Below are 25,576 nucleotides of genomic sequence, written 5' to 3'. Positions count from 1 at the left end.
CGGCTCTGGTTCGGGTGAGGGCATGGGGGCGATTCGTCGCGTCCGGTCGATTCAGCTCAGCATGGCCAGTCGCTCGCACACCGCCGCCTCGATGCCGGCGGCGTCCAGGCCGCATTCGGCGAGCATTTCCGCGGGCCGGGCGTGTTCCACGTAATGGTCCGGCAGGCCCAGGTGGAGCAGCGGCTTGAGGAGGCCGGCCTCGGCGAGGTATTCCGCCACCGCGCTGCCGGCGCCGCCCATGATGCTGTTCTCCTCGACGGTCACCAGCAGCTCGTGGCTAGCGGCCAGTTCGCGCACCAGCTCCGCGTCCAGCGGCTTGACGAAGCGCATGTCGGCCACCGTGGCGTCCAGCTTCCCGGCCACCTGCAGCGCCTCGGCCACCTGCACGCCGAACACCAGCAAAGCAACCCGCGGGCCGTCGCTCTTCTTGCTCCGGCGGCGCAGCACGCCCTTGCCGATCGGCAAGGGTTGCAGGCCCGGCTCGAGGGCCGCGTTCGGTCCGCTGCCGCGCGGGTAGCGCACCGCCGCCGGGCCTTCGAACAGGTAGCCGGTGGTGAGCAGCCGGCGCAGCTCGTTCTCGTCGCTGGGGGTCATCACCAGCATGCCGGGGATGCAGCGCAGGTAGGAGAGGTCGAAGCTGCCGGCGTGGGTCGGGCCGTCCTCGCCGACCAGGCCGGCGCGGTCGATGGCGAACAGCACGTCGAGGTTCTGCACCGCGACGTCGTGGATCAACTGGTCGTAGGCGCGCTGCAGAAAGGTCGAGTAGATCGCCACCACCGGCTTGAGGCCGTCGCAGGCCATGCCGGCGGCGAGGGTCACGGCGTGCTGCTCGGCGATGGCCACGTCGAAGTAGCGCTCCGGGAAGCGCTGGCTGAAGGCGACCAGGTCGGAGCCCTCCTTCATCGCCGGGGTGATGCCGGCCAGGCGCGGGTCGGCGGCGGCCATGTCGCACAGCCAGCGGCCGAAGATGCCGGAGTAGCGGGGAGGCGCGGGCTGGCGCGGCGCGCTGCCCTCGGGCTCCAGCTTGGTGATCGCGTGGTAGCCGATGGGATCGGCCTCGGCCGGGGCGAAGCCCTTGCCCTTCTTGGTCACCACGTGGAGGAGCTGCGGCCCCTTGAGGTCGCGCATGTTGCGCAGGGTGGCGAGCAGGGTCGGCAGGTCGTGGCCGTCGATCGGGCCGATGTAGTTCCAGCCGAGCTCCTCGAACAGGGTGCCGGGCACCAGCATGCCCTTGGCGTATTCCTCGGTGCGCCGGGCGATCTCCCAGGCGCCGGGCAGGCGCGAGAGGATGTTCTTGCTGCCCTCGCGCATGCTCGCGTAGGTGCGGCTGGAGAGGATCTTGGCCAAGTAGTTGGATAGCCCGCCGACGTTCTTGGAGATCGACATGTCGTTGTCGTTGAGTACCACGAGCATATCGGCCCGCACGTCCGAGGCGTGGTTGAGCGCCTCGAAGGCCATCCCGGCGGTCAGCGCGCCATCGCCGATCACGGCGATGCAGCGGCGCCGCTCGCCCTTCAGCCGCGCGGCGATGGCCATGCCCAGCGCGGCGCCGATGGAGGTGCTGGAGTGGCCAACGCCGAAGGTGTCGTAGGGGCTTTCCGAGCGGCGCGGGAAGGCGGCGATGCCGTCCTTCTGGCGCAACGTGAGCATGCGTTCGCGGCGGCCGGTGAGGATCTTGTGCGGGTAGGCCTGGTGGCCGACGTCCCACACCAGGCGGTCTTCGGGGGTGTCGAAGACGTAGTGCAGGGCGATGGTCAGCTCGATCACGCCGAGCCCGGCACCGAAGTGCCCGCCGGTCTGCCCGACGGTGTAGAGCAGTTCCTGGCGCAGTTCGTCGGCCAGCACTTCGAGTTTTGCCTCGCCGAGCTGGCGCAGCCGGTCCGGCGTCGCGGCGCGGTCCAGCAGGGGGGTGGCGGGGCGCTCGCGGGGAATCTCGTGGAACGTCTTGGGCATCGGAGGATTGTTACGGCAGGAAAAAGAGGCGGTATTTTACCCGATCGCGGCGAGCTCTAGATATTCGTCGGCCCGCTTCGCAGGGCAATCGCATGAAATCGAGGGGCTGGATACTTCCTGTTTCGGCCCCCCGGCCGAGTCACTTTCTCTTGGCGCGCGCAAAGAGAAAGTAACCAAAGAGAAAGCGCGTCCGGTCATTCGGCCCCGGCTACGCCGGGGTTCCCTCGCCCCAATGCCGCTGCGAGGGTCGTCGCACAAGGGGCATCCATGCCCCTCGTACGACTCTCGCCGCCTCCCCGCGGCTCGCCCCTCTACGCGACGCCTGCGCTCGGCCTTCTGAACGGGAGTCGGGCTCCGGGTTGCCTGAAAGCGCTTTCGCTCTTGCGGCACGGCTTGTCAGGCCGCGCCGGATGCCCCTTCAGGAGGCCGAGCGGAATCGTCGTGGAAGGGGGCGAGCGGCAAGGATGCCGCGAGAGCCGCGATGGGCCATGGCATGGATGGCCCTTCGCGGCGGGCCCCTGGAGCGGCGATGCAGGGAGGGAACCCGGAGCGAAGCGCAGAGCCGGATGAGGGGGTGGCCTTCTTTTGGGTTATTTTTTCGTGGCCAGACAAGAAAAAGTGACTCGGCCGGGGGGCCGAAATGGGGACTGTCCGGCTACTCGGCAAGCAGCCATGCCAAAGATCACACAATCTTTCCAGTCTGGTATCAGGCGAGCGCTTCATGCGATTGCCCTGGCCCGCTTCGCAGGCGGCGCCTCAATGGCGCCGCTCGACGATGTAGCGGGCGAGCGCGCGCAGGGGATCGGCCCCGGCATCGAAGCCCTCGAGGGCGCCCAGGGCCTGGTCGCGCAGGGCCAGGGCATAGGCCTTGGCGGCCGCGAGGCCGAGCAGCGCGGGGTAGGTGGGCTTGTCGTTGGCCTGGTCCTTGCCCTGGGTCTTGCCGAGGGTGGCGGTGTCGCTTTCCACGTCGAGGATGTCATCCTGGACCTGGAAGGCCAGGCCGATGGCCCGCGCGTAGACGGCCAGCGCGGCGAGGCCGGACTCGTCGGCGCGGCCGCTAGCCAGGGCGCCGAGGCGCACGCTGGCCTCGATCAGCGCGCCGGTCTTGTGCCGGTGCATGGTTTCCAACGCGTCGCGGTCGAGCCGGTGGCCGACCGCTTCGAGGTCGATGGCCTGGCCGCCGACCATGCCGGCCGGCCCGGCGGCGCGGGCCAGGGTGCGCGACATCTCCAGGCGCAGCCCGGCATCTTGGGGATTGCGCCGGGCGTCGGCGAGCACCTCGAAGGCCAGCGCCTGCAGGCCGTCGCCGGCGAGGATCGCGCAGGCTTCGTCGAAGGCCCGGTGGGTGGTCGGCTGGCCGCGGCGCAGGTCGTCGTCGTCCATCGCCGGCAGGTCGTCGTGGACCAGCGAGTAGGCATGGATCAGCTCCACCGCGCAGGCGGCGCCCTCGGCCCGTTCCGGCGTGCCGCCGAGAGCCTCGCAGGCGGCGTAGACCAGCAGCGGGCGAACCCGCTTGCCGCCGTTGACGACGCTGTAGCGCATCGCCTGGTAGAGCCGCCGCAGTTCGGCGCGCGGGGGCTGCAAGAGGGTTTCCAGGGCGGCGTCGACGCGGGCCTGGCACTGCTTCTGGTAGGCGGCGATCATGGCTGGGCGTCCGCGTCGAAGGGGGCCGTTTCGAGTGTGCCGCCATGCGCCAGGAGGATCTGCACCTTCTGCTCGGCCTGGCCCAGCGCGGCCTGGCAGTCGCGGGTCAGGCGGATGCCCTGCTCGAAGCAAGCCAAGGAGTCTTCCAGCGACAGCTCGCCGCCCTCCAGGCGTTCGACCAGTTGGTGCAGTTCGGCGAGGGATTGCTCGAAGTCGACGGCGGCTTTCTTGCGGGCCATGGATGGGAACCTGTGTCGGCGGCATGGAAAAATCGCCGCGACACTAGCAGAGCCGGGGCGGGGCGGTAAACATTGGGGGCTGTAGAAGTTTGGCGCTCTACGCCAGAACGCCGGCAGACCCTGGGGATGAACGGTCCGCCGCTTCAGTGTCCCCAGGGCTGCAGGCTGGACGACGATTGCCGTATCCAGATGCGCTCGAAGTCTTCGGCAGGCTGCGGGCGACAGTAGTAGTAGCCCTGCAGGCTGGAGCAGCCGTTGAGGCGTAGGAAGGCGGCTTGGCACTCGTTGCTCACCCCTTCGGCGACCACGTGCAGATTGAGATGTCGGGCCATGGTCAGGATGCCACGCACCAGGGCCACCGAGTGCTCGCTTTCCGGGAGGCCGGCAACGAACTGGCGGTCGATCTTGATGCCGTCGAAGGGAAACTGCTGCAGATAGGCCAGCGAGGAGTGGCCGGTGCCGAAATCGTCCAGCAGCAGCGGCATGCCGGCGGCCTTGAGGCGGGCCAGAGTCTGCTGGACATCGTCGCCGGCATCGAGCAGGGCGGTCTCGGTGATTTCCAGTTCGAGCGAGCCGGTCGGAGGCCGTTCCTCTTCGAGGATGGCCAGCAGGCTGTCGGCCAGATCGGTCTGGCGGAAATCCAGCGGCGACAGGTTGACCGCAATGCGCAGCGCATGGCCCTGTCCGGCCCAGCGGCGCGCCTGGCGGCAGGCCTCGCGGAACACCCAGCGGGTGGCTTCGGTGATCATGCCGCTTTCTTCCAGCACCGGGATGAATTCGCCGGGCAGCACCAGTCCGCGGGTCGGCGAGTGCCAGCGCAGCAGGGCCTCCATGACCTGCGGACGGCCCTGGTCGTCGACCTGGGCCTGGTAATGCAGGGTGAACTCCCGCAGTTCCAAGGCGCGGCGCAGCTCGTTCTCCAGTTGCAGGCGGTGCTCGGCGACCTCGCCGAGCTGGTGGCTGTAGACGGCCAGGCGGTTGCGGCCGGCGTCCTTGGCGGCGTAGAGGGCCAGATCCGCCTGCTTGAGCAGATCGGTGGCGTCGCCCTGACCGTCGCAGTCGGCGATGCCGATGCTGGGGGTGAGGAAGCATTCGTACTGGCCGACCTGCAGTGGCGTCTTGAGGTCGCGCAGCAGGGTCTCGGCCAGCTCCTGGGCCTGCTCCGCCGCGCGCCTTGTCAGTAGCAGGAGGAATTCGTCGCCGCCGGAGCGGGCCACCAGCACCTGGTCGGGGACCAGGCGGGTCAGGCGCCGGGCGATTTCCACCAGCAGGCGGTCGCCGACCTCGTGGCCGAGGGTGTCGTTGATTCGCTTGAAGTGGTCGATGTCGAGGAGCAGCAGGCTCAATGGGGTCCGCGTGGCTAGCAACTGTTTCAGACGCTGGACCAGGTGGTAGCGGTTGGCCAGATGGGTTAGCGGATCGAAATGAGCGAGGAAACGCAGGCGCTTCTTGGCCTGCAGGCGTTCGCTGATTTCGCACAGCAGAAGCAGATAGTGCCGGCCGCCGTCGCGCACGAAGGACGTCCAGGTGACTTCCAGCGGCAGTTCCCGCCCCTGGTACAGCGCGGTCAGTTCGACCGGTGTATTGGCCGGGGTGCGCAACAGGCGCCGGAGCGACTGGCCTTTCAGCAGGTGATCGCGCGGACGCTTGCCCAGCAGGTCCGCCGGGGCGCAGCCGAACAGCGCCGCCGCCGCCGAGTTGGCCTGCTCGATGCGAAGGCCGCAACTGACTATCAACATGCCCACCGGCGAGCTATCGAACAGCTCGTGCATCAGTTGCTCGCTGTTCTGCAAGGCCTGCTGGCGCTCGTGTAACTGGCTCATCATCTGGTTGATGATTCTGGCTAACTGGCCGATCTCGTCGTGGCCCTCGACCGTCGCCGGCCGCGGCCGCTGGTCGGCGGCGAAGCGCCGAACCGCCCGGTCGATGCGTGCCAGGCGCCGGGTGATCAAGTGGTGGTAGAGACGGTTGAGCAGCAGTCCGAGCAGCAAAAGCAGCACGAAGGTCTGGCCGAGGTAGAGCCAGGCCTCGAAACGGGTCTGGTCGAGCAGCGGATTGAAGTCCAGGTCGACCAGCAGCGTTTCGCCGTTTCCCATGTTGTCCTGGAGCTTCCGGTCGAGCGGGAGGATGGCCAGATAGCGCCTTCTGGCATGTTCCAGCCAGGCGGGGCGGCCGCTGGCCATGAGAGCCTTCAACTGTTCGGCAGCGACACCGGGGTGCCGGGGCGCCAGGTCGAGGCGGGTGGTCGCCAGTACCCGCAGTTGCGGGTCGGTCACCATAGCCCAGCGGATCCCCTGCAGGTCGGCGAATTCGCTTAGCGCGGTTTCCAACTCCGCGAGGCGGCCATGATGCAGGTGATCGCTCAAGGTGTTCTGCAGCAGCGTGAGCAACTGGTCGGTGTGGCTGCGCCAAGTGTGCAGTTCCCTGTCGATGGCGCGCGGCAGATACAGGGTGGTCAGCAGCAGGGTGAAGAGCACGGCGAAAAGGCTGAGCAGCAGCGGCAGGGATTTGCGCAGGGGCAGTCGGGCGAGTCGGCTCAGCATTTGGGATCCCTGCAGCTGGCGAGCAGTTCCCAGGGCTTGCCCGGGCGGAATAACGGCGCGTATTCGACCATGCGCTGGTTCGAGCGTTCGGTGTCGCGCGACGGACGGTCGTCCTCGGGCATCCGTCGGATGGGTCGGACTTCGTGCGATAGGAATTTCGGGCGGCTGTGCTCTCCGGCATGGGCGCGCTCCCCGCCGGAAACGGCGACCTGCCGGCCGCTCGGCTCGTCGGGCCGTAGGCCGGCCGGTTCCATCTTGAAGGCCGACGGGGCCGGGGAGATCAACGCCAACAGGCGGATGTACATCCTGTCACTCCAACCAAGGGATGTGACACGTTAGTGAATGCGGGCGGCAGCGTGAATCGCCGGACTCAAAAAAGTTGCTTCGATTCAAGAAACGCTTGCCGTGCGCGGATGGCGAGCGGGGCTCTGCGGCGTAGCGAAGGCGAAAATGGAAGGGCCGGCCCGGTGGCCGGCCCTTCCGGAAGGGGAGCTTATTTCTGATAGGCTGCAACGGCCTTGAGAATTTCGGCACGGGCCGCCTCGGCGTCGCCCCAGCCCTCGACCTTCACCCACTTGCCCTTTTCGAGGTCCTTGTAGTTCTCGAAGAAGTGCTTGATCTGCTCCAGCAGCAGTGCTGGCAGGTCAGTGTACTCCTTCACGTGCTGGTAGAGGACGGTGAGCTTGTCGTGCGGGACGGCGATCAGCTTGGCGTCGCCGCCGCTCTCGTCGGTCATGTGCAGCACGCCGACTGGGCGGGCGCGGATTACCGAGCCGGGGACGACCGGGTAGGGCGTCACCACCAGCACGTCCAACGGGTCGCCGTCATCGGCCAAGGTGTTGGGGATGTAGCCGTAGTTGGCCGGGTAGAACATCGGCGTGGCCATGAAGCGGTCGACGAACAGGCAGTCGCTGTCCTTGTCGATCTCGTACTTGATCGGCGCATGGTTGGCCGGGATCTCGATCGCGACGTAAATGTCGTTCGGCAGGTCTTTGCCCGCAGGGATCTTGCTATAGCTCATGGACTGATTCTCAAGGAAAGGCCGAAAAGTGGCCGGGATTATAGGTAGATTCCCGTGCGCGTGCCATGAGGCCGGTTCCTGGGCGTGTCATCAGTTGTTTCCCCCGCTTACGTTGCCGCCGGAAATGGGGCCAGGCAAGGCGCAGCCTACAGGCAATGGCATTCCCTTGCCAAAGGCTGCAACGCCGCATGGCCCCATTTTCGGCACAACCTAGGCGGCCCCACCCGCAGGGACGGGCCTGTTTTGGCACAGCGCTGCGTTGCTCGTCGTTCGTTTAGAATGACCAAACTTCTCTTCTCGCGCCTTGCCCTGTGCCAAAACAGGCTCCGTCGCAACGAGGGAAACAACTGATGACACGCCCTAGCTCACCGGCCGGACCGCTGTACGGTACCGGGGATCTTCGACCTGCAGGCGGCGCAATCGTGCCAGCGGGTCCTGGCGATAGAAAGCGGTCAGCTGCTCGTAGACCGCCGGGTAGGCCTCGACGAGCAGGTCCGGGGCACTGAAGAAATATTCGCTGGTCACCGCGAAGAATTCCGCCGGGTCCTCGGCGGCGTAGGAGTCGATCGGCATTTCGGCGTCCGGGTCGGCTTCCAGGCGGGCATTGAGGTCGTCGTAGGCCGTCTGCAGGGCGGCTGCCCAGTCCTGTAGGCGCATGTCGGCGTGCAGCGGCGGCAGGCCGTTGGGGTCGCCGTCGAGCATGTCCAGCTTGTGCGCCAATTCGTGGATCGCCAAGTTGTAGCCGTCCCACCCGCCGCTGGCGGCGATCCCCGGCCAAGCGAGGATTACCGGGCCTTGCTGCCAGGCCTCGCCACTGTGTTCGGCATCCCATTCGTGAACCACGCCGGCAGCATCGCGGTGCTTCTGCGGGCTGAGGAAGTCGTCGGAGTACAGCACCAACTCGTGAAAGCCCCGGTACCAGTCGAGTTCCGGCAGGTTGAGCAAGGGCAGTTCGGCCTGGGCGGCCAGGCGCAGGCGGGCGAAGGCGTCCAGCTCGACTCCCGGCAGCGTGGTGAGCCGCTTGGCGTGCAGGAAGAGCACGCAGCGCTCGCGCAGCCGCCAGGTCTCCTCGGCGCTCAGGCCGTCGAGGATCGGCAGGCTGTCGAGTACCTGGCGCCAGAGTTCGGGATCGACCGGGATACGGGCGAGGATGCGCCGGCGGCGCCAGGCGTGGAAGGACCACATCGGCAAGGGCTCCAGAACGCAGAGAAGCCACCTTAAGGGTGCCGCGGGCGCGGGGCAAGGCCTGTGTCGGCGGGCGCAAGTTCGCCCCGCGACAGGGAGGGCGATCGATGGCGCGCCCCCGATTCAAGCGGCGAAGTCGGCGACGATGCGCCCTTCGATCTGCCCCCTGTGCATGCGGACGAAGATGTCGTTGATGTTCTCCAGCGGTTCGCTGGCGAGCGTGGCGCGAACTTTGCCCTGGTCGGCGAAGTCTAGCGCTTCCTGCAGGTCCAGGCGGGTGCCGACGATGGAGCCGCACACTATGGTGCCGTTGAGCAGCATGTCGAAGTTCGACAGGCTGAACTCGCCGGGTGGCTAGCCGTTGAGGGCGACGGTGCCACCGCGGCGGGCCATGCCCATAACCTGCTCGAAGGCCTTCGGCGAGACGGCGGTGAGCAACACGCCGTGCGTGCCGCCGATTTCCTTGTGCAAGAAGGCCGCCGGGTCCTGGTCGCGGGAGTTGACCGTGAGGCTGGTGCCGAGCTGCCGGGCGAGTTTCAGCTTGGCGTCGTCGACGTCCATGGCGACCACCTGGTCCACGCCTTCGTGGCCGGGAATGAGCGGCGGTTCGGGCTTGACCGGCCAATCGCCTTCGACGGCGTGCAGGTCGGTGTAGCAGATGTCGCAGGCGGCGATCTTCACCGGCAGTTGTCCGGGGCCGGGCGTGGGCATTGGCACTTCGCGAATTTTTAGCGGTTTGCCGAATTCGACGACAACGGCCGCTTTCATCGTCTGGGCCATGATGTACTCCCCGTGGCGCGGATGGATGGCTCCTTCAGTAAATGCTCCGATCGGACCTGCTCGCCAGGACGGGGGCGGATCGCCGCCACGGTCGTCGCGCCAAACCCAAGCAGCGATTCCTCGAACAGCCTTTACGTGTCAGCGGACGTCCTGTCCTCCAGCAGATGGCGCCCTATTCGAGAAAGATCCACATCGCACCGGGAAAGATACCGATGTCGCGGCCCGGCCAGTCCTCGGCTTCTTCCAGCGCCGTCATGCGCCGTTCGAGCGCGGCCTTGGTGGAGCGTTCGGTTGTACACGTACAGCTTCTGCTCGCCGCCGAAGAGAGCGGCATTGCGGGCGGGGCCGCTCGGCTTCCGGGAGCGCTTTCCAAAAAACCGCCCGCCGCCACCAGAGAGGTGGAGTGCGGCGGGGAGCACAGTGAGACCGGAAAGCCCGGGCCGGCCGGAGCGGTCCGGCGGCCCGGGCGATCCGTCGCCTTAGAAGGCGTTGCGGAAGATTTCTTCGATCTGCTGCTGGTCGGCCGGACGCGGGTTGGTCAGGCCACAGGCGTCCTTCAGAGCGTTGGCGGACAGGACCGGGATGTCGTCGGCCTTGGCGCCCAGCTCCTTCAAGCCACCGGGGATGCCGATGTCCTTGGACAGGGTGCGGATAGCGGTGAGGGCCGCCTGGGCGCCCTGTTCGGCGCTCAGGCCCTGGACGTCGATGCCCATGGACTTGGCCACGTCGCGCAGGCGCTCGGGACAGACGCTGGCGTTGAAGCTTTCCACATGCGGCAGCAGGACTGCGTTGCAGACGCCGTGGGGCAGGTCGTAAAAGCCGCCCAACTGGTGAGCCATGGCGTGCACGTAGCCCAGGGAAGCGTTGTTGAAGGCCATGCCGGCGAGGAACTGGGCGTAGGCCATGTTCTCGCGGGCGGTCATGTCGCCGCCGTTGGCCACGGCGTTGCGCAGGTTGGCAAAGATCAGTTCGACGGCCTTCAGGGCGCAGGCGTCGGTGATCGGGGTGGCGGCGGTGGAGACGTAGGCTTCGATCGCGTGGGTCAGCGCGTCCATGCCGGTGGCGGCGGTCAGGCCCTTGGGCATGGCGGCCATCAGCGAGGGATCGTTGACCGACAGCAGCGGCGTGACGTTGCGGTCGACAATGGCCATTTTCACGTGACGCGCTTCGTCGGTGATGATGCAGAAGCGGGTCATCTCGCTGGCGGTGCCGGCGGTGGTGTTGATGGAGACCAGCGGCAGTTGCGGGCGGGCCGAGCGGTCGACGCCTTCGTAGTCGCTGATGTGGCCGCCGTTGGCCGCGACCAGGGCGATGCCCTTGGCGCAGTCGTGCGGCGAGCCGCCGCCCAGGGAGATGACGAAATCGGCGCCGCTGCTCTTGAGCAGGGCCAGGCCGTTCTCGACGTTGCTGACGGTGGGGTTCGGCTTGGCGCCGTCGTAGAGAACGGAAGCGATATCCTGCTGAGTCAGCAACTGGGAGACCCTGTCGGCTACGCCGGCTTTCGCCAGCCCGGCGTCGGTGACGATCAGCGCCTTGCGAAAACCATGGTTCTTGATTGCGCCCATGGCCTCGTCGAGGCTGCCGATGCCCATCATGTTCACTGCAGGGATGAAGAAGGTGCTGCTCATGAGGTTTTCCTCTCGTTTGTCTTGTTTTTAAAGCGACCTTGCACACCAGGCGGCCGCGGTCGATCTTCCCCGTGCTCGCGCGGGTCGCGTACGCGGGCACTCGTGGGGGGATACTCCCATCGGCCAGGTTTTACCGTGATTCGGGCGAGGACTCGCCCAGACCGTCTGGATCCGCTCCCGGCCCCGTCGGCGGGGGCCGGGGTCGCGCATCAGAAGAAGCCCAGCGGGTTGATGTCGTAGCTGATCAGCAGGTTCTTGGTCTGCTGGTAGTGGTCTAGCATCATCTTGTGGGTTTCGCGGCCGACGCCGGACTTCTTGTAGCCACCGAAGGCGGCGTGCGCCGGGTACAGGTGGTAGCAGTTGGTCCACACGCGGCCGGCCTGGATGCCGCGGCCCATGCGGTAGGCGCGGTTGATGTCGCGGGTCCAGAGGCCGGCGCCCAGGCCGAACTCGGTGTCGTTGGCGATGGCCAGGGCCTCGGCCTCGTCCTTGAAGGTGGTGACGCCGACCACCGGGCCGAAGATCTCTTCCTGGAACACGCGCATCTTGTTGTGGCCCTTGAGCAGGGTCGGCTGGATGTAATAGCCGCTGGCCAGGCTGCCTTCCAGGCGTTCGGCGGCGCCGCCGGTCAGCACTTCGGCGCCCTCGCTGCGGGCGATCTCCAGGTAGGAGAGGATCTTCTCGAACTGCTGGCTGGACGCCTGGGCACCGACCATGGTGTCGGTGTCCAACGGATGGCCACGCTTGATCTGGCCGACCTTCTTCATCACGACTTTCATGAAGTCGTCGTAGATGGATTCCTGAATCAGTGCGCGCGACGGGCAGGTGCACACCTCGCCCTGGTTGAAGAAGGCCAGCACCAGGCCTTCGGCAGCCTTCTCGATGAAGGCCGGCTCGGCTTGCATGATGTCCTCGAAGAAGATGTTCGGCGACTTGCCGCCCAGCTCGACGGTGCTCGGGATGATGTTTTCGGCGGCGCACTTGAGGATGTGCGCGCCCACCGGGGTGGAGCCGGTGAAAGCGATCTTGGCGATGCGCTTGCTGGTCGCCAGCGCCTCGCCGGCCTCGCGGCCGAAGCCCTGGACGATGTTCAGCACGCCCGGCGGCAGCAGGTCGCCGATCAGTTCGACTAGCACGGTGATCGACAGCGGGGTCTGCTCGGCCGGCTTGAGCACGATGCAGTTGCCGGCGGCCAGGGCCGGGGCCAGCTTCCAGGCGGCCATCAGCAGCGGGAAGTTCCACGGGATGATCTGGCCGACCACGCCCAGCGGCTCGTGGAAGTGGTAGGCGACGGTGTTCTCGTTGATCTCGCCGGCGCTGCCTTCCTGGGCGCGGATGCAGCCGGCGTAGTAGCGGAAGTGGTCGGCGGACAGCGGCACGTCGGCGTTAAGGGTCTCGCGGACCGGTTTGCCGTTGTCCCAGGTTTCGGTGACGGCCAGCACTTCTAGGTTCTGCTCGATGCGGTCGGCGATCTTCAGCAAGACCGCGGCGCGCTCCTGCACCGAGGTACGGCCCCAGGCGCCGGCAGCGGCGTGGGCGGCGTCCAATGCCTTATCGATATCCTCGGCGGTGGAGCGGGGAAATTCGGCGAATTTTTCGCCGGTGACCGGCGAGCTGTTGGTGAAGTAATGGCCTTTCACCGGAGGCACGAACTGTCCGCCGATATAGTTGCCGTAGCGGACCTTGTAAGAAACGATGGCGCCTTCACTGCCAGGATGGGCATACCGCATGGAATTCTCCTGATTCTTATCGTTCTATCTTTCGGGGGAGTGCGCAAGAGCACATCTGCGAATGGATGCAGCAAGGGGCGTGCCAGAGTGCCGCAACCCCAGTACCTGTGCGGATTCGCCGCAGCTTTTCGGAATGGGGCGGGATACCCTGTGGCAGGGTTGAAACAGGGGGGTGACATTTTGTCCTGCCCGCTTGGCAGTATCGGTCGGCGCCGGACGTGACGCCATTGCAAAGCCGCCCCGGCTGGACGATGCTGCGGGGTCAGTATGGGAGCTGCCCGCTGATCACTGCGGAGACAACAATGACAATGCAAGCGAACCGCATGCTTCGCCATGTTCATCAGGTGAAAACCCTGGCCGAGGGAAAAGCCATCGGACCGGCCAACGATCCCTCGATCGCCCGCTCCTGGCTGCGTTGCCTGGAGCAGCACCAGCTCGACCCGTCGCAGCCGCTGGCGCCCAGCGTGCTGGAGTACGGCCACCTGCTGGAGCGCCGCGAGCGCCTGCGGCGGGTGCTGGAGATCGCCAGCGGTGAAATGAACAACCTCCACCTGCAACTGGCCGGCAGCGCTCACGCCGTGCTGCTGAGCGATGCCCACGGGGTGATCCTCAACCGCGTCAGCGCCGCCGCCGAGCAGTCGATCTTCGAGCACGCCGGACTCTGGCTGGGCGCCGACTGGAGCGAGGCCCGCGAGGGCACCAACGGTATCGGCACCTGCCTGGTCGAGCGCCAGCCGCTGACCATCCAGCAGGAGGAGCACTTCCGCAGTTGCCACACCGGCCTGACCTGCTCGGCCAGCCCGGTGTTCGACCCGCACGGCGAACTGCTCGCGGTGCTCGACGTCTCCACGCTGCAGGACAACGTGTCGCGGCAGAGCCAGTTTCACACCATGGCACTGGTCAACCTCTCGGCCAAGGTGATCGAGAGCTGCTATTTCCTGCGCCGCTTCGAGAACGACTGGCTGCTGCGTTTTCACCTGCAGGCCGAATACGTCGGGCTGTTCAGCGAGGGGCTGTTGGCCTTCGACGGCGAAGGGCGGGTGCTGGCGGTCAACCAGACCGCCATCAACCTGCTCGGCGGCAGCCGCCGCGAACTGCTCGGCCAGTCGGTCGAGTCCCTTTTCGCCTCGCGCCTGGACGATTTGCTGGCGCTGGCCAGCGGGCAGCCGAGCGCCAGTTGGCCGCTGCGCGTCCAGGACGGCCGGATACTCTTCGCCTTGCTGCGCGGCCGGGCGCGTTGTCCGGTGGGCGCGGTGCCGGTAATGGAGGCCGCCTCGCCCGCGGTGTCGGCGAGCATCTGCCTGGGCGATACCGCGTTGCAACAGGCCTTCCGTCGTGCGCTGCGGGTGATCGAGCGCGACGTGCCGCTGTTGCTGCACGGCGAGACGGGTTCCGGCAAGGAGGCCTTCGCCAAGGCCGTGCACCAGGCCGGCAGCCGCGCCGAGCGGCCGTTCGTCGCGCTGAACTGCGCGGCGATCCCGGAGAGCCTGATCGAGAGCGAGCTATTCGGCTACCGCGGCGGCAGCTTCACCGGCGCGCGCAAGGAAGGCATGCGCGGCAAGTTGCAGCAGGTCGACGGCGGCACCCTGTTCCTCGACGAGATCGGCGACATGCCGCTGGCGCTGCAGACCCGCCTGTTGCGCGTGCTCGACGAGCGCCAGGTGGTACCCATCGGCGGCGAGCCGGAGCCGGTGGATATTCGGGTGATCAGCGCCACCCACCGCGACCTGCGCGAGCGGGTCGCCGCCGGGCTGTTCCGCGAGGACCTGTTCTACCGCCTGGACGGCCTGGCGGTGACCCTGCCGCCGCTGCGTGAGCGGAGCGACAAGGGTGAACTGATCGACCACCTGCTCGAGCGCGAGGCGCGCGGCGAGGCGATCCGGCTCGAACCGGCGGCGCGTCAAGCACTGCTCGCCTATGCCTGGCCGGGCAACGTGCGCCAGTTGCGCAGCGTGCTGCGTGCCCAGGTGGCGCTCTGCGAGGATGGCCTGATCCGTCTGGCCGATCTGCCGGCGGAGCTGCGCCTGGCCCCGGTACTGCCGACACCGGCGCCGCTGGAAACCAACGGCCTCCTGGAGCAGGCCGAACGCGATGCCCTGCTGGCCGTCCTCGAGGCCAATCACTGGCACGTGAGCCGCACCGCCGAGCTGCTCGGCATCAGCCGCAATACCCTCTATCGCAAGCTGCAGCGCCACGGCATCCGCCGCGAAGGCGACTGAGCCCGCAGCGCCAGGGCAATCGCATGAAATGTCTTTCCGATACCGGACTGGAAAGATTGTGTGATCCTTGGCATGGCTGCTTGCCGAGTAGCCGGACAGTCCCTGTTTCGGCCCCCCGGCCGAGTCACTTTTTCTTGCCTGGCCACGAAAAAGTAACCCAAAAGAAGGCCACCCCCTCATCCGGCCCTACGCTTCGCTCCGGGTTCCCTTCCTGCATCGCCGTTCCAAGGGCTCGCCGCGAAGGGCCATCCATGGCCCATCGCGGCTCTCGCGGCATCCTTGCCGCTCGACCCCTTCCACGACGATTCCGCTCGGCCTCTTGAAGGGGGCATTCGGCGCGGCCTGACAAGCCGTGCCGCAAGAGCGAAAGCGCTTTCAGGCAACCCGGAGCCCGACTCCCGTTCAGAAGGCCGAGCGCAGGGGTCGCGTAGAGGGGCGAGCCGCAGGGAAGCGGCGAGAGTCGTACGAGGGGCATGGATGCCCCTTGTGAGACGACTCTCGGAGCGGCGCCGGAGCGAGGGAACCCCGGCGTAGCCGGGGCCGAATGATCGGGCGCGCTTTCTCTTTGGTTACTTTCTCTTTGCGCGCGCAAAGAGAAAGTGACTCGGCCGAGGGGCCGAAACAGGAAGTATCCAGCCCCTCGGCAAGCAGCCGATGCACCGGATTTGAAGATCAGGCCGGAACGACCGGCACACAATCTTTCCAGTCCGGTATCAGGCGAGCGCTTCATGCGATTGCCCTGCCCGCAGCGCCCGGCCGCCTGCTGCGGCGCCGAGCGCTGTGCTAATCTGCCGCGCATCGCTTTTCTGGCCAGGATTCATTCATGCACATCCACATACTCGGCATCTGCGGCACTTTCATGGGCTCGCTGGCGGTTCTGGCGAAGGAACTGGGACATCGTGTCACCGGCTCCGACGCCAACGTCTACCCGCCCATGAGCACCCAGTTGGAGGCCCAGGGTATCGAGCTCATGCAGGGCTATGCGCCCGGCCACCTGCAGCCGGCGCCGGACCTGGTGGTGATCGGCAATGCCCTGTCGCGCGGCAACTCGGCGGTGGAGTACGTGCTGAACCAGGGCCTGCCCTACGTCTCCGGTCCGCAGTGGCTGGCCGACCATGTGCTGCAGGGGCGCTGGGTGCTGGCGGTGGCCGGCACCCACGGCAAGACCACCACCACCAGCATGCTGGCCTGGGTACTGGAACAGGCCGGCATGAGCCCGGGCTTTTTGATCGGCGGGGTGCCGCAGAACTTCGGCGTCTCGGCGCGCCTGGGCGGCAGCGACTTCTTCGTGGTCGAGGCCGACGAGTACGACAGCGCCTTCTTCGATAAGCGCTCGAAGTTCGTCCACTACCGGCCGCGGACCGCGATCCTCAACAACCTGGAATTCGACCATGCGGACATTTTTCCGGATCTGGCGGCCATCAAGCGGCAATTCCACCATCTGGTGCGGACCATCCCGAGCCAGGGGCTGATCATCTACCCGGCCATCGAAGAGGCCATCGAGCGGATGCTCGCCATGGGCCGCTGGACCCCGGTGCAGACCACCGGCGAGGGTGGCCAGTGGCAGGCGCGCCTGCTGGTCGAGGACGGCTCGCGCTTCGAGGTGCGCTTCGAAGGCATGCCGCAGGGGGTGGTCGACTGGGAGCTGAGCGGCCGGCACAACGTCGCCAATGCTCTGGCCGCCCTGGCGGCGGCGCGCCACGTGGGCGTGGTGGCGGAGCAGGGCATTGTCGCGCTGGGCGGCTTCCGTAACGTCAAGCGGCGGATGGAGAAGGTCGCCGAGGTGCGCGGCGTGACCCTTTACGACGACTTCGCCCACCATCCGACGGCCATCGCCACCACCCTCGACGGTCTGCGCAAGCGTGTCGGCGAGGCGCCGATCATCGCGGTGATCGAGCCGCGCTCCAATTCCATGAAGCTCGGCGCCCACCGCGACGGTCTGCCGGCGGCGGTGGCCCAGGCCGACCAGGTGGTCTGGTACGCACCACCGAACCTCGGCTGGGACCTGGCCGCCACCGCGGCCGCCTGCCCGGTACCGGCGGTGGTCTGCGAATCGCTGGAGGCGATCATCGCTCGGGTCGTGAGCCAGGCGGCGCCCGGCACCCAGGTGGTGATCATGAGCAACGGCAGTTTCGGCGGTCTGCACGGCAAGCTGGCCAGTGCTCTGGAGGACTGACGTGATGGCCGGACCGCAACGCATCACCCTGGCGATGACCGGCGCCTCCGGCGCCCAGTACGGCCTGCGCCTGCTCGACTGCCTGGTGCAGGAGGAGCGCGAGGTGCATTTCCTGATTTCCAAGGCCGCCCAACTGGTGGTCGCCACCGAGACCGACGTCACCCTGCCGGGCAAGCCGCAGGCCATGCAGGCCTTCCTCAGCGAATACACCGGCGCGGCGCCCGGACAGATCCGCGTGTTCGGCCAGGAGGACTGGCTGGCGCCGCCGGCGTCCGGCTCCAGCGCGCCGAACGCCATGGTGGTGGTGCCCTGTTCGACCGGCAGTCTGTCGGCGATCGCCAGCGGCGCCTGCAACAACCTGATCGAGCGCGCCGCCGACGTGGCTCTCAAGGAGCGCCGCCAGTTGATCCTGGTGCCGCGCGAGGCGCCGTACTCGAGCATCCACCTGGAGAACATGCTCAAGCTGTCGAACCTCGGCGCGATCATCCTGCCGGCCTCGCCGGGGTTCTACCACCAGCCGCAGAGCCTCGACGACCTGGTCGACTTCGTGGTGGCGCGCATCCTCAACCTGCTGGACATTCCCCAAGACATGCTGCCGCGCTGGGGCGAGCATCATCGGAGCAGTTGCGAGGAATAGCCTGTGGCCCGGCCGCCCTTCGTGGAGGGCGCCGTGCCTTCTCGAGACGCGACCGCATTGCCTTGATCGCGCCGGTGCTCTAAGGCCTGTTAACACTACTCCGCGCGGCCGCGACAGAGCCTGTTTTTGCACGGGGTTAGGCGCGAGGAGAGAGGTTTGGTTTGCAAATAAACGACGAGCAACGACGCACCGCGCAAAAACAGGCCCGTCCCTGGGCGGCGCGGCAAATGGCGCCATGCGTCGTTGCGGGACTTGGCAAGGGAATGCCATTCCCTGCGTCCCGCGCCTCACCTGGCGCCATTTGGCGCAGCAACGCGGCTCGCAAAGAGTAGTGTTAACAGAGGCCCTAGCCCAAGAGCAAACCGTTGAGCCCGCCGCTCATCCGGCAAGGGTTCGGGATAACGGGCAGCGCGAATGGCTGAGAGCGGTGCAGTACATCTGGAAGCGGCATATTCTCAGGTCGTTCGGCCGGAAACGAGCATGCTCGGTCGAGGTCTTGGCGCGCCGCTCCAGAACCTCGGCAGACCCAAGATCCACTGGAGCATAGTCATTGGCTTCGACAACCCTTCCGGGCATGTCCCATCGAATCGCCGCGGGAGCCCTGCTGGCCGCGCTGAGCCTGCTGGCCGGCTGCGCCACCTTGCGTACCCTGAACGCCAACAGACCGGATGTGCCGCTGGTCTACTCCGGCACTCGCCTGGACTGGTACGCGATCCACGGCGGCTGCTGCCCGCTCGACCACTTCGGCGCCGAGCCGCCCCCTCATCCCGCTCTCGACCTGCCGGGCAGTGTCCTGCTGGATACCCTGTTCCTGCCCTTCACCTTGGCCGCCGAGCTGGGGGTGGCGCTGAACGTGTCCGGCGGTCTCTGAGCGGCTCGGGGCCGGCTCTTCTGTAGCTAAGGGCACAGCCCCGGAGAAACCAGCGATATTGATTCGATCCGATTAGCGGGGGCGTTTACGCAGGGGCCTTGGAAGGGCCGGCTCTGAAGATCGCCTTTCTCAAGACCCCGCACAAACTTCTCCGATCGCGGAGCGAGACGCTCATTCATCTTGCGGTGATCACCGCGAGTTTGGTGATTCCCGCCCGCTCGATGGCGGCCATGGCCCTGGCCACCACGCCGTAGTCCACCTGGTCGTCGGCCTGCAACTGCACGCGCAGCTCGGCATCCGCGGCCTTGGCCGCCTGCAGGTTGCTTTCCAGCAGGTCGGGCTGGATCTCGTCCTGGCCGATGAACAGCTTGCCGCTGCCGTCGATGCTCACCACCAGCGGGTCCTTGGTGTCCGGCGGGGCGACCACCTCGGTCTTGGGCAGGTTGATGGGAATGCTGTTGGTCAGCATCGGCGCGGTGACGATGAACACCACCAGCAGCACCAGCATCACGTCGACCAGCGGCGTGACGTTCATCTCGCTGAGGACTTCGTCGCTTTCCTGGGTCGAGAAGGCCATCTCAGATCGCCTCCTTGATGTGCTGGACACCCTGGTTCCGGCCGGCGCGCGGATACGGGATCAGCTTGAAGGCGCTCTTCTGCGCCAGGCTGTAGAAGTCGTGGGCGAAGTCGTCGAGGTCCGCGGCGGTCAGCTTCAGGCGGCGCAAAAAGTAGTTGTAGACCAGCACGGCGGGCACCGCGACGGCGATCCCCACGCCGGTGGCGACCAGGGCGGCGCCGATCGGGCCGGCGACGGTTTCCAGGCTGGCCGAGCCGGCGGCGCTGATGCCCTTGAGCGCTTCCATGATGCCCCAGACGGTGCCGAACAGGCCGATGAAGGGGGAGGTGGAGCCGATCGAGGCGACCACCGCCAGGCCGGACTCCAGGGAGCGGCGTTCGCGCTGGATCTGCTGGCGCAAGGCCCGTTCGAGGCGGTCCTGGTGGTTGATCGAATGGGCCAGGTCGTGCTGGCCGGGCTCCTCCCGGATGGCGGCGAAGCCGGCCTGGGCGACATGGGCCACGGCGCCGGCCTGGCGCTGGACCAGTTCGGCGGCGCTGTCCAGGCTGGGCGCCTGCCAGAAGTGTTTCAGCAGCCGGCGGTCGCGGTATCTGAGGCGGGCGAACTGGACGGCCTTGATCAGGGCCAGGCCCCAGGTGAGGACGGAAAAGCCGATCAAGACCCAGATGACGACATGTTCGACCGAGGCGAAGGGGTTGCCGAGCAGATCCATGGTGGGTTCCTCCTGAAGAAGGGTGCGGATGGGTTAGTTCAGTTTGAAATCGATGGGCACGGTCACCCAGCCGTCCTGGGCCTGGTCGCCGCGCTTGGCGGGCACGAAGCTCCAGCGACGGACCGCGGCGACCGCGGCTTCGTCGAGCAGGTCGCGGCCGCTGGACTGCTGGACGCGGATCTCGCTCGGCTTGCCGCTGGCCAGCACGTGCACGCGCAGCAGGACGCTGCCTTCCCAATTGCGGCGCAGGGCCAGGGCCGGGTATTCGGGTGCCGGGTTCTTCAGATAGCCGGCGCCGGCCGAGGGCGGCGTGAGCGGGGCCTGGGCGGGCGCGGGCGCCGATGCCGGGGCGGCTGGTGCCGGGGGAGCCGGGGGTGCCGGCGGAGCGGGTGGCGCCTCGGCTTTGGCCGGAGGTGTCCTGGCCGGCTTGGCTTCGGCTTTCTGCCTGGGCGGCTGGGGTTTGGGCGGTTTGGGCGGCGCCTTCCTAGGGGCCAGTTCCTCGACCACCGGCGCAGGGGGAGGCGGCTCCGCTGCGGCGACCGCCGGTGGCGGCGGCGCTGGTTCGAGCGGCTCGGTGGGCGGCGCCGAGCTGCTGAACTCGATGGTCATGGGGGGGATTTGCACGGGGACTTCCGGCAGGGGCGGCGCGCTGTGGCGGCCAAACCAGTGCAGGGCGCCGGCGTGTAGCGCCAGCGCCAGGGCACCGAGCAGGAGCGCTTCCCGGCGGCGCAGCGGGCGCGTATCCAGCGCCACGAAGCGCACGGCGCCCAGGGCGCGCCGGATCGGCACGGCCAGATCGAGCACCTCGCCTGGCAGGCGGCCGTCGGGCCACGACTCAATGCCGGGAACGTTGGCTTTCAGGACAGGGTTCATGGATAAGCTCCAAGGTATCGAAACGATAGCCCGCTCGGCTGATTTCTCAGGCTCGATAATTCATCGCCGTGGCTGCCGGCGATCGTTCGGCGAACCGCCGGTCAGTTCGGACAGCAACTCCTGGCGCAGCCGGTGGAAGTCGTAGCCGGCCCGGTCGCGAGGATGCGGCAGACCGATTTCGACGATGTGCTTGATCCTGCCTGGACGGGGTGCCATCACCACCACCCGGTCGGCGATGAAGATGGCCTCTTCCACATCGTGGGTGACCAGCAGGCTGGTGATGCCGGAGCGGGCGCGGATTGCCTGCAGCTCTTCCTGCATTTGCTGGCGGGTCAGGGCATCGAGGGCGGCGAACGGCTCGTCCAGCAGGAGGATGCGCGGGCTGGCCACCAGGCCGCGGGCAATCGCCACCCGCTGCGCCATGCCGCCGGAAAGCTGATGCGGATAGGCGCGCTGGAAACCGTCCAGCTCCACCAGTCGGATGAACTCCTCGACCCGGCGGCGGCGCTGCTCCGGCGGCAGGTTCTCGTTGACCAGCCCAAGATCGACGTTCTGCGCCACGTTCAACCAGGGGAACAGGCGATGTTCCTGGAACACGATGCCGCGTTCGCTGCCGATGCCGCGCACCGGCTGGCCGTCGATGAGGATCTGTCCGTCGAAGGTTTCGTCCAAGCCGATCAGCAGTCGCAACAGGGTGGACTTGCCACAGCCGCTGGAACCGAGGATGGCGATGGATTCGCCTTCGCGAATATCCAGGGTGAAGTCACGGATCGCTTCCAGCTCGCCGTTTTCGAGGGGAAAGCGTTTGCCGACCTTGTTCAGACGGACCGTCGGCAGCGCGGCGGTCGAGGAGGCGAGGGCATCGGTCATGCGTTTCTCCAGCGCGTGGCGCGCGCTTCGATCAGTTGTCCGAGGGTATTGATCAGGGCACCGGTGAGGCCGATCAGCGACATGGCGGCCATGATCCGGTCCATCTGGAATAGTTGCTGAGCCGCGATCATCAGGCTGCCGATGCCGCCATCCGAGGGCATGAAATACTCGGCGCCGATGGTGCTCAGCCAGGCGTAGATCAGCGCTAGGCGCAGGCCGGCGAAGATCGCCGGGGCAGCACCCGGCAGCACCAGGCAAGTCAGGCGAAGGCGGTGGTTCAGGCGCAGCACCCGCGCCGCTTCGTCCAGTTGCGGCGAAAGGTTGGCGATGCCCCGCCGGGTGGCGATGAACAGCGGGAAAAAGGTGGCGAAAGCGACGAACACCAACTTGGCCGCTTCGCCCAGTCCGAACCAGGCGGTGATCAGCGGCACCCAGGCGAAGATCGCCACATGGCGCAGCACGCCGAGGGTCGGGCCGAGTAGGCGTTCGCCGGGCCTCCACAGGCCAAGCAGGATGCCCATGGCCAGACCCAGGCCACCGCCCAGCAGCAGCCCGCCCAGGGCGCGGCCGAAGCTACGCGCCAGGGCTTCGCCCAGGCTGCCGTCGAGTAATCCGGACCAGATGCTGTGCAGCACCGCCATTGGCGCCACCAGAATATTGGCGTCGATCCATTGCCGGCTGCAGGCCAGTTGCCAGAGGCCCAGCAGCGCCAACGGCAGCAGCCAGGGTTCCAGGTGCTGCCAGTCGCTCTTTATATGCCCCCGGCGGAACTCCGCGAGCGGTGGGTGCGGCCAGAACAGCAGGCGCCGGTCTAGCAGGGCGATGCCCTTGTCCATCAGCACGCCGAGCAGGCCGATCACCAGGATGCAGACGAAGACGATGTCCAGCATGAACAACTGCCGGCCCCAGACCATCAGGTAGCCGATGCCTTCGCTGGAGGCCAGCAACTCCACCGCCAGCAGCGAGGACCAGGCGGTACTCAGGGCGATGCGCAGGCCGGCCATGAAGGAAGGCAGGGCGGCAGGTACGGTCAATCGCCACAGGCACAGGTGCGGCGTCAGGCGCAGCACCGCCGCGGCTTCGCGCAGCCGCGGTTGGGTATCGCGCACGCCGACCAGGGTATGCACCGTCATCGGTACCACCACGGCCTTGATCAGCACCACCAGCTTGAGGGCTTCGCCGATGCCGAAGAACAGCATGAACAGGGGAATCCAGGCCAGGGTCGGCACCTGCGCCAAGCTGGAGAAGGTTGGGTAGACCAGCCGCTCCAGGCGGGCGTTGGCGCCGAGCGTAGCGCCCAATAAGGCGCCGGCGGCGACCCCTGCCAGCAGACCGAGGGCCAGGCGCCGTAGGCTGATGCCCAGATGTTCCCAAAGCTCGCCGCCGCCGAGTTCCAGCAGGGTCTGCCAGACCAGCGAAGGCGGCGGCAGCACTTGCCGGCTCATCCAGCCGAAATGGCTCGCCAGGCTCCAGGCCAGGAAGATTCCGGCCGGCACCAGCCAGGGCAGCAGACTGTCGCCGCCTCGGCGGACGAGTAGGCTGGACCGCGTGGGACTGTACGAAGCAGTGATTGTTCGGGACATCTCGGCTTGATCCAGTACGGCTATGTATATTCGATATATGGATATGATTGAATTTTTTAATTCTGTTGCGTGATAACTGGATCATTAAAACGGCGCTGTTCGATTCATCTCCAATGCATTCAATGAATACTTTCAATGTCGTCGATGCATATATATCGGCCGCCCTGCGGCATATCGGGCTTATGCTGTTTACACAAATAAAAATTACTTTTGGATATTTATGGATATTGCCCTTCTCAATCTAAGGTCGCGCCACTTTCCAGCTTGATATGAGAAACATCATGGGCAGAATTCTTCGCAGACTATCCACGACCTTATTCCTTTCTTTTTTGCTGGGACTCCCGGCGCTTGATGCCTGTGTCCAGGCCGCTCCCGCAGTGCGGGAAATCCGCATCGCGGTGCCGGATCTGAGTGCGGGAGCCCAGCCCAGCGGCAACGGTGTGGTCGATGTGCTGCGTGAACAACGGATACTCGAAAAGGAATTCGCCGCGGATGGCATCGAAGTGCGCTGGAACTTTTTCAAGGGTGCCGGTCCGGCCATCAACGAGTCACTGGCCAACGGGCAGGTGGATTTCGCCTTTCTCGGCGACCTGGGGGCGATCATCGGCAAGTCCAATGGGCTAGATACCCGCCTGCTCACTGCCCTCACACGCAATGCCAGGATGTATCTGGCCGTGCTTCCCGGTTCTGGCATTCGTACCCTGGGCGACCTCAAGGGCAAGCGCGTCGCGGTATTCCGCGGCACTGCCTATCAACTCTCGTTCGATGCCGCGCTGGCCAGCCAGGGCCTTCAGGAGCGCGACCTGCAGGTGATCAGCCTGGATGCCAGCGCCGCTAACGCCGCGCTGGCGGCGAAACAGATCGACGCCACCTGGGCCGGCGCCGGGCTGATTGTCCTGCGCCAGCGTGGTGTGGCGGAGCTGCCATTGAATACCGACAATCTGGGCGGCGCGGGCAGCGTGCAAAGCGTGCTGATTGGCAACGGCGCCTTCGTGGATGGCCACCCCGAATTGACTGCCCGGCTAGTGCGCGCGCAGCAGCAGGCAGTGGCCTGGTTGCGCAACGGGGAGAACAAGCAGGCGTATATCGAGCTGGTCTCGCGGTTGGCCAGCTACCCGCCAGGGTTGCTGCAAACTGATCTGGCCGACGCCAATTTCAGCGAAAGATTCTCTGCAACCCTGGATCAAGGCTTTCTTGCCCAGTTGCAGGCGAGCGTGGATCTGGCGCTGCGGCAACGGCTGATCCGTAAGGGATTCGATGTTCAGGGCTGGGTGGACGACCGCTTTCTGAGACAGGCGGTCGGGCAGCAAAGCCAATAGAACCTCGAAGCGGCGGCTTCAGGCCGCCGTCGCCGGGTGTAGCCGGCGATCCTGCTCGCAGAGCAGATCGATCATGGCCCGCGCGGCCGCGGATACGCGATAGCCGGTACGCGTGACGATGCCGCACTGGGCTCCAGGCCGTTCGGCATGCGGCAGATCGACCGGCAGACGCACCATTCTCCGCGCCTCCAGCGACGGTTGGATCGCTTCGGCCGTGGTGATGCCGACGGTATCGCTGCCACGCACGATCTGCTCCAGTGCGGGCAGGTGGTCGCACTCGATATTGAGCTTGAAATCGGTGACCCCTTTCAGGTTCGCCAGTGTCTTGCGTGTCTCCAGGGGGATCCGGGCCGAAGCTAGCGGATAGTCGAGCAGATCGCCAAGCGTCAGCCGGGCCCGATCGAGCAGAGGATGCCCCGGTCGGCAGAAATAGACGCTTGGGCGGGGCTCCAGTGGCAAGGTCTGGAAGTTCGGGTTCGTTCTGAAGTAACGAATGTCGGCGACGAAAAACTCGATCTCATCCTTGTTCAACTGACGTGCCAAACGCTCCCAGTTGTTCACCTCGAAACGCACATGGATACCGGGATACTGGCGAACGAACAGTGCCATGGTCTCGGGCACCAGCCGCGCCGCGGGCGCCGGCCCGCAACCGAAGCAGAGCTCGCCGGCATCCAGCTTGCCCATGCGCTTGACCTCATGGGCCAGGTTGCTGGCGCCGCGCACCAATTCCTGCGCGTATTGCAGGACCACCAGGCCCTCGGGTGTAGGGCGCAGATCCTTGGCACCCCGGTCGATCAACTGGCAACCCAGTTCCTGCTCCAGGCCCTGAATACTGCGGCTGAAGGCCGGCTGCGTGATGCGCACGGCATTGGCGGCGCGGACGAAGCTGCGGTGTTCCACGAGGGCGAGAAAATGACGGAGCTGGCGTAGATCCACGATGCTCTCCCGGCATTCAAAATATAAATCCAGGGCATTTGTCACACCCGACGGACTGGTTTTAAATGCAGGCTCTTATT

The 25,576-nt window shown here is 66.5% G+C and carries 20 protein-coding genes and 1 pseudogene; 5 read left to right on the top strand and 16 right to left on the bottom strand.

The annotated features are described in order from the left end of the window. Positions 1 to 51: 51 nt before the first annotated feature. The 10 genes and pseudogenes from dxs to exaC form a co-directional block, all read right to left on the bottom strand. A complete protein-coding gene (gene dxs / locus ACGI6K_RS18005; protein ID WP_394542982.1) occupies positions 52 to 1,953 on the bottom strand; it encodes a 1-deoxy-D-xylulose-5-phosphate synthase in 1,902 nt (633 codons plus the stop codon). A gap of 756 nt (positions 1,954 to 2,709) precedes the next feature. After that, positions 2,710 to 3,597 carry a (2E,6E)-farnesyl diphosphate synthase gene (gene ispA, locus ACGI6K_RS18000; RefSeq protein ID WP_377968665.1) on the bottom strand — a complete coding sequence of 296 codons (888 nt, stop codon included), beginning with the start codon at positions 3,595 to 3,597 and terminating at the stop codon, positions 2,710 to 2,712. Next, positions 3,594 to 3,836, bottom strand: a complete 243-nt coding sequence (locus ACGI6K_RS17995) for an exodeoxyribonuclease VII small subunit (RefSeq protein ID WP_377968664.1) — start codon at positions 3,834 to 3,836, stop codon at positions 3,594 to 3,596. The genes ispA and ACGI6K_RS17995 overlap by 4 nt, the downstream gene beginning before the upstream one ends. 143 nt (positions 3,837 to 3,979) lie before the next feature. Continuing rightward, on the bottom strand, positions 3,980 to 6,379 hold the full coding sequence (locus ACGI6K_RS17990) for a putative bifunctional diguanylate cyclase/phosphodiesterase (protein ID WP_376943365.1): 2,400 nt from the start codon (positions 6,377 to 6,379) through the stop codon (positions 3,980 to 3,982). Continuing rightward, the gene (locus ACGI6K_RS17985) at positions 6,373 to 6,684 is read right to left on the bottom strand and encodes a hypothetical protein (protein WP_376943363.1); all 312 of its coding nucleotides are present in this window, start codon (positions 6,682 to 6,684) and stop codon (positions 6,373 to 6,375) included. The genes ACGI6K_RS17990 and ACGI6K_RS17985 overlap by 7 nt, the downstream gene beginning before the upstream one ends. Positions 6,685 to 6,872: 188 nt before the next feature. Further along, on the bottom strand, positions 6,873 to 7,400 hold the full coding sequence (ppa, locus tag ACGI6K_RS17980; RefSeq protein ID WP_012699464.1) for an inorganic diphosphatase: 528 nt from the start codon (positions 7,398 to 7,400) through the stop codon (positions 6,873 to 6,875). Between the two features lie 360 nt (positions 7,401 to 7,760). Beyond that, complete coding sequence (locus ACGI6K_RS17975; protein ID WP_376943360.1) at positions 7,761 to 8,585, bottom strand: zinc-dependent peptidase; 825 nt, start codon at positions 8,583 to 8,585, stop codon at positions 7,761 to 7,763. Positions 8,586 to 8,708: 123 nt separating this feature from the next. Beyond that, a pseudogene (locus ACGI6K_RS17970) lies at positions 8,709 to 9,365 on the bottom strand (zinc-binding dehydrogenase). 479 nt (positions 9,366 to 9,844) lie between these two features. Next, a complete protein-coding gene (yiaY, locus tag ACGI6K_RS17965; RefSeq protein ID WP_376943358.1) occupies positions 9,845 to 10,993 on the bottom strand; it encodes an L-threonine dehydrogenase in 1,149 nt (382 codons plus the stop codon). 209 nt (positions 10,994 to 11,202) lie between these two features. Beyond that, positions 11,203 to 12,723, bottom strand: a complete 1,521-nt coding sequence (gene exaC / locus ACGI6K_RS17960; RefSeq protein ID WP_376943356.1) for an acetaldehyde dehydrogenase ExaC — start codon at positions 12,721 to 12,723, stop codon at positions 11,203 to 11,205. A 308-nt stretch (positions 12,724 to 13,031) separates the two neighbouring features. Here exaC and ACGI6K_RS17955 point away from each other — a divergent pair, with 308 nt between their 5' ends. The 4 genes from ACGI6K_RS17955 to ACGI6K_RS17940 all read left to right on the top strand — a co-directional run bounded on the left by ACGI6K_RS17955 (position 13,032) and on the right by ACGI6K_RS17940 (position 18,626). Beyond that, a complete protein-coding gene (locus tag ACGI6K_RS17955) occupies positions 13,032 to 14,942 on the top strand; it encodes a sigma-54-dependent Fis family transcriptional regulator (RefSeq protein ID WP_376943369.1) in 1,911 nt (636 codons plus the stop codon). A gap of 823 nt (positions 14,943 to 15,765) precedes the next feature. Next, positions 15,766 to 17,118, top strand: coding sequence for a UDP-N-acetylmuramate:L-alanyl-gamma-D-glutamyl-meso-diaminopimelate ligase (mpl, locus tag ACGI6K_RS17950; protein WP_376943354.1), 1,353 nt, complete (start codon positions 15,766 to 15,768; stop codon positions 17,116 to 17,118). 4 nt (positions 17,119 to 17,122) lie between these two features. Then, complete coding sequence (gene ubiX / locus ACGI6K_RS17945) at positions 17,123 to 17,755, top strand: flavin prenyltransferase UbiX (protein ID WP_376943352.1); 633 nt, start codon at positions 17,123 to 17,125, stop codon at positions 17,753 to 17,755. A gap of 574 nt (positions 17,756 to 18,329) precedes the next feature. After that, positions 18,330 to 18,626: a YceK/YidQ family lipoprotein gene (locus ACGI6K_RS17940; protein WP_376943367.1), complete on the top strand. Its 297-nt coding sequence runs from the start codon at positions 18,330 to 18,332 to the stop codon at positions 18,624 to 18,626. 175 nt (positions 18,627 to 18,801) lie between these two features. Here the strand turns inward: ACGI6K_RS17940 and ACGI6K_RS17935 are convergent, their stop codons facing one another. The 5 genes from ACGI6K_RS17935 to ACGI6K_RS17915 are packed head-to-tail and all read right to left on the bottom strand — an operon-like array spanning position 18,802 to position 23,241. Continuing rightward, the gene (locus tag ACGI6K_RS17935) at positions 18,802 to 19,203 is read right to left on the bottom strand and encodes an ExbD/TolR family protein (RefSeq protein WP_377968807.1); all 402 of its coding nucleotides are present in this window, start codon (positions 19,201 to 19,203) and stop codon (positions 18,802 to 18,804) included. Between the two features lies 1 nt (position 19,204). Continuing rightward, positions 19,205 to 19,915, bottom strand: coding sequence for a MotA/TolQ/ExbB proton channel family protein (locus ACGI6K_RS17930; RefSeq protein WP_394542917.1), 711 nt, complete (start codon positions 19,913 to 19,915; stop codon positions 19,205 to 19,207). A 33-nt stretch (positions 19,916 to 19,948) separates the two neighbouring features. Continuing rightward, a complete protein-coding gene (locus ACGI6K_RS17925; RefSeq protein ID WP_394542981.1) occupies positions 19,949 to 20,788 on the bottom strand; it encodes an energy transducer TonB in 840 nt (279 codons plus the stop codon). Between the two features lie 60 nt (positions 20,789 to 20,848). Beyond that, positions 20,849 to 21,658 (bottom strand): ABC transporter ATP-binding protein, encoded by an 810-nt coding sequence (locus ACGI6K_RS17920; protein ID WP_376944788.1) that lies wholly within the window; start codon positions 21,656 to 21,658, stop codon positions 20,849 to 20,851. Continuing rightward, complete coding sequence (locus ACGI6K_RS17915; protein WP_376944790.1) at positions 21,655 to 23,241, bottom strand: ABC transporter permease; 1,587 nt, start codon at positions 23,239 to 23,241, stop codon at positions 21,655 to 21,657. The genes ACGI6K_RS17920 and ACGI6K_RS17915 overlap by 4 nt, the downstream gene beginning before the upstream one ends. A gap of 281 nt (positions 23,242 to 23,522) precedes the next feature. Between ACGI6K_RS17915 and ACGI6K_RS17910 the strand changes: the two genes are divergently transcribed. After that, entirely contained in the window at positions 23,523 to 24,560 is a 1,038-nt protein-coding gene (locus ACGI6K_RS17910) for an ABC transporter substrate-binding protein (RefSeq protein WP_376944792.1), read from the top strand. Positions 24,561 to 24,578: 18 nt separating this feature from the next. Here the strand turns inward: ACGI6K_RS17910 and ACGI6K_RS17905 are convergent, their stop codons facing one another. Continuing rightward, positions 24,579 to 25,496: a LysR family transcriptional regulator gene (locus ACGI6K_RS17905; RefSeq protein WP_376944794.1), complete on the bottom strand. Its 918-nt coding sequence runs from the start codon at positions 25,494 to 25,496 to the stop codon at positions 24,579 to 24,581. Positions 25,497 to 25,576 lie beyond the last annotated feature (80 nt).

The sequence above is a fragment of the Azorhizophilus paspali genome, assembly GCF_043587585.2.
In the GTDB taxonomy this organism is placed as follows: Bacteria; Pseudomonadota; Gammaproteobacteria; order Pseudomonadales; family Pseudomonadaceae; genus Azotobacter; species Azotobacter paspali.
This window is presented reverse-complemented; position numbering and strand designations above follow the sequence as displayed.

Coding starts and splice junctions, on each gene's coding strand:
- dxs (WP_394542982.1), bottom strand. CDS start 1,953: ATGCCCAAGACGTTCCACGAGATTCCCCGCGAGCGCCCCGCCACCCCC.
- ispA (WP_377968665.1), bottom strand. CDS start 3,597: ATGATCGCCGCCTACCAGAAGCAGTGCCAGGCCCGCGTCGACGCCGCC.
- ACGI6K_RS17995 (WP_377968664.1), bottom strand. CDS start 3,836: ATGGCCCGCAAGAAAGCCGCCGTCGACTTCGAGCAATCCCTCGCCGAA.
- ACGI6K_RS17990 (WP_376943365.1), bottom strand. CDS start 6,379: ATGCTGAGCCGACTCGCCCGACTGCCCCTGCGCAAATCCCTGCCGCTG.
- ACGI6K_RS17985 (WP_376943363.1), bottom strand. CDS start 6,684: ATGTACATCCGCCTGTTGGCGTTGATCTCCCCGGCCCCGTCGGCCTTC.
- ppa (WP_012699464.1), bottom strand. CDS start 7,400: ATGAGCTATAGCAAGATCCCTGCGGGCAAAGACCTGCCGAACGACATT.
- ACGI6K_RS17975 (WP_376943360.1), bottom strand. CDS start 8,585: ATGTGGTCCTTCCACGCCTGGCGCCGCCGGCGCATCCTCGCCCGTATC.
- yiaY (WP_376943358.1), bottom strand. CDS start 10,993: ATGAGCAGCACCTTCTTCATCCCTGCAGTGAACATGATGGGCATCGGC.
- exaC (WP_376943356.1), bottom strand. CDS start 12,723: ATGCGGTATGCCCATCCTGGCAGTGAAGGCGCCATCGTTTCTTACAAG.
- ACGI6K_RS17955 (WP_376943369.1), top strand. CDS start 13,032: ATGCAAGCGAACCGCATGCTTCGCCATGTTCATCAGGTGAAAACCCTG.
- mpl (WP_376943354.1), top strand. CDS start 15,766: ATGCACATCCACATACTCGGCATCTGCGGCACTTTCATGGGCTCGCTG.
- ubiX (WP_376943352.1), top strand. CDS start 17,123: ATGGCCGGACCGCAACGCATCACCCTGGCGATGACCGGCGCCTCCGGC.
- ACGI6K_RS17940 (WP_376943367.1), top strand. CDS start 18,330: ATGTCCCATCGAATCGCCGCGGGAGCCCTGCTGGCCGCGCTGAGCCTG.
- ACGI6K_RS17935 (WP_377968807.1), bottom strand. CDS start 19,203: ATGGCCTTCTCGACCCAGGAAAGCGACGAAGTCCTCAGCGAGATGAAC.
- ACGI6K_RS17930 (WP_394542917.1), bottom strand. CDS start 19,915: ATGGATCTGCTCGGCAACCCCTTCGCCTCGGTCGAACATGTCGTCATC.
- ACGI6K_RS17925 (WP_394542981.1), bottom strand. CDS start 20,788: ATGAACCCTGTCCTGAAAGCCAACGTTCCCGGCATTGAGTCGTGGCCC.
- ACGI6K_RS17920 (WP_376944788.1), bottom strand. CDS start 21,658: ATGACCGATGCCCTCGCCTCCTCGACCGCCGCGCTGCCGACGGTCCGT.
- ACGI6K_RS17915 (WP_376944790.1), bottom strand. CDS start 23,241: ATGTCCCGAACAATCACTGCTTCGTACAGTCCCACGCGGTCCAGCCTA.
- ACGI6K_RS17910 (WP_376944792.1), top strand. CDS start 23,523: ATGGGCAGAATTCTTCGCAGACTATCCACGACCTTATTCCTTTCTTTT.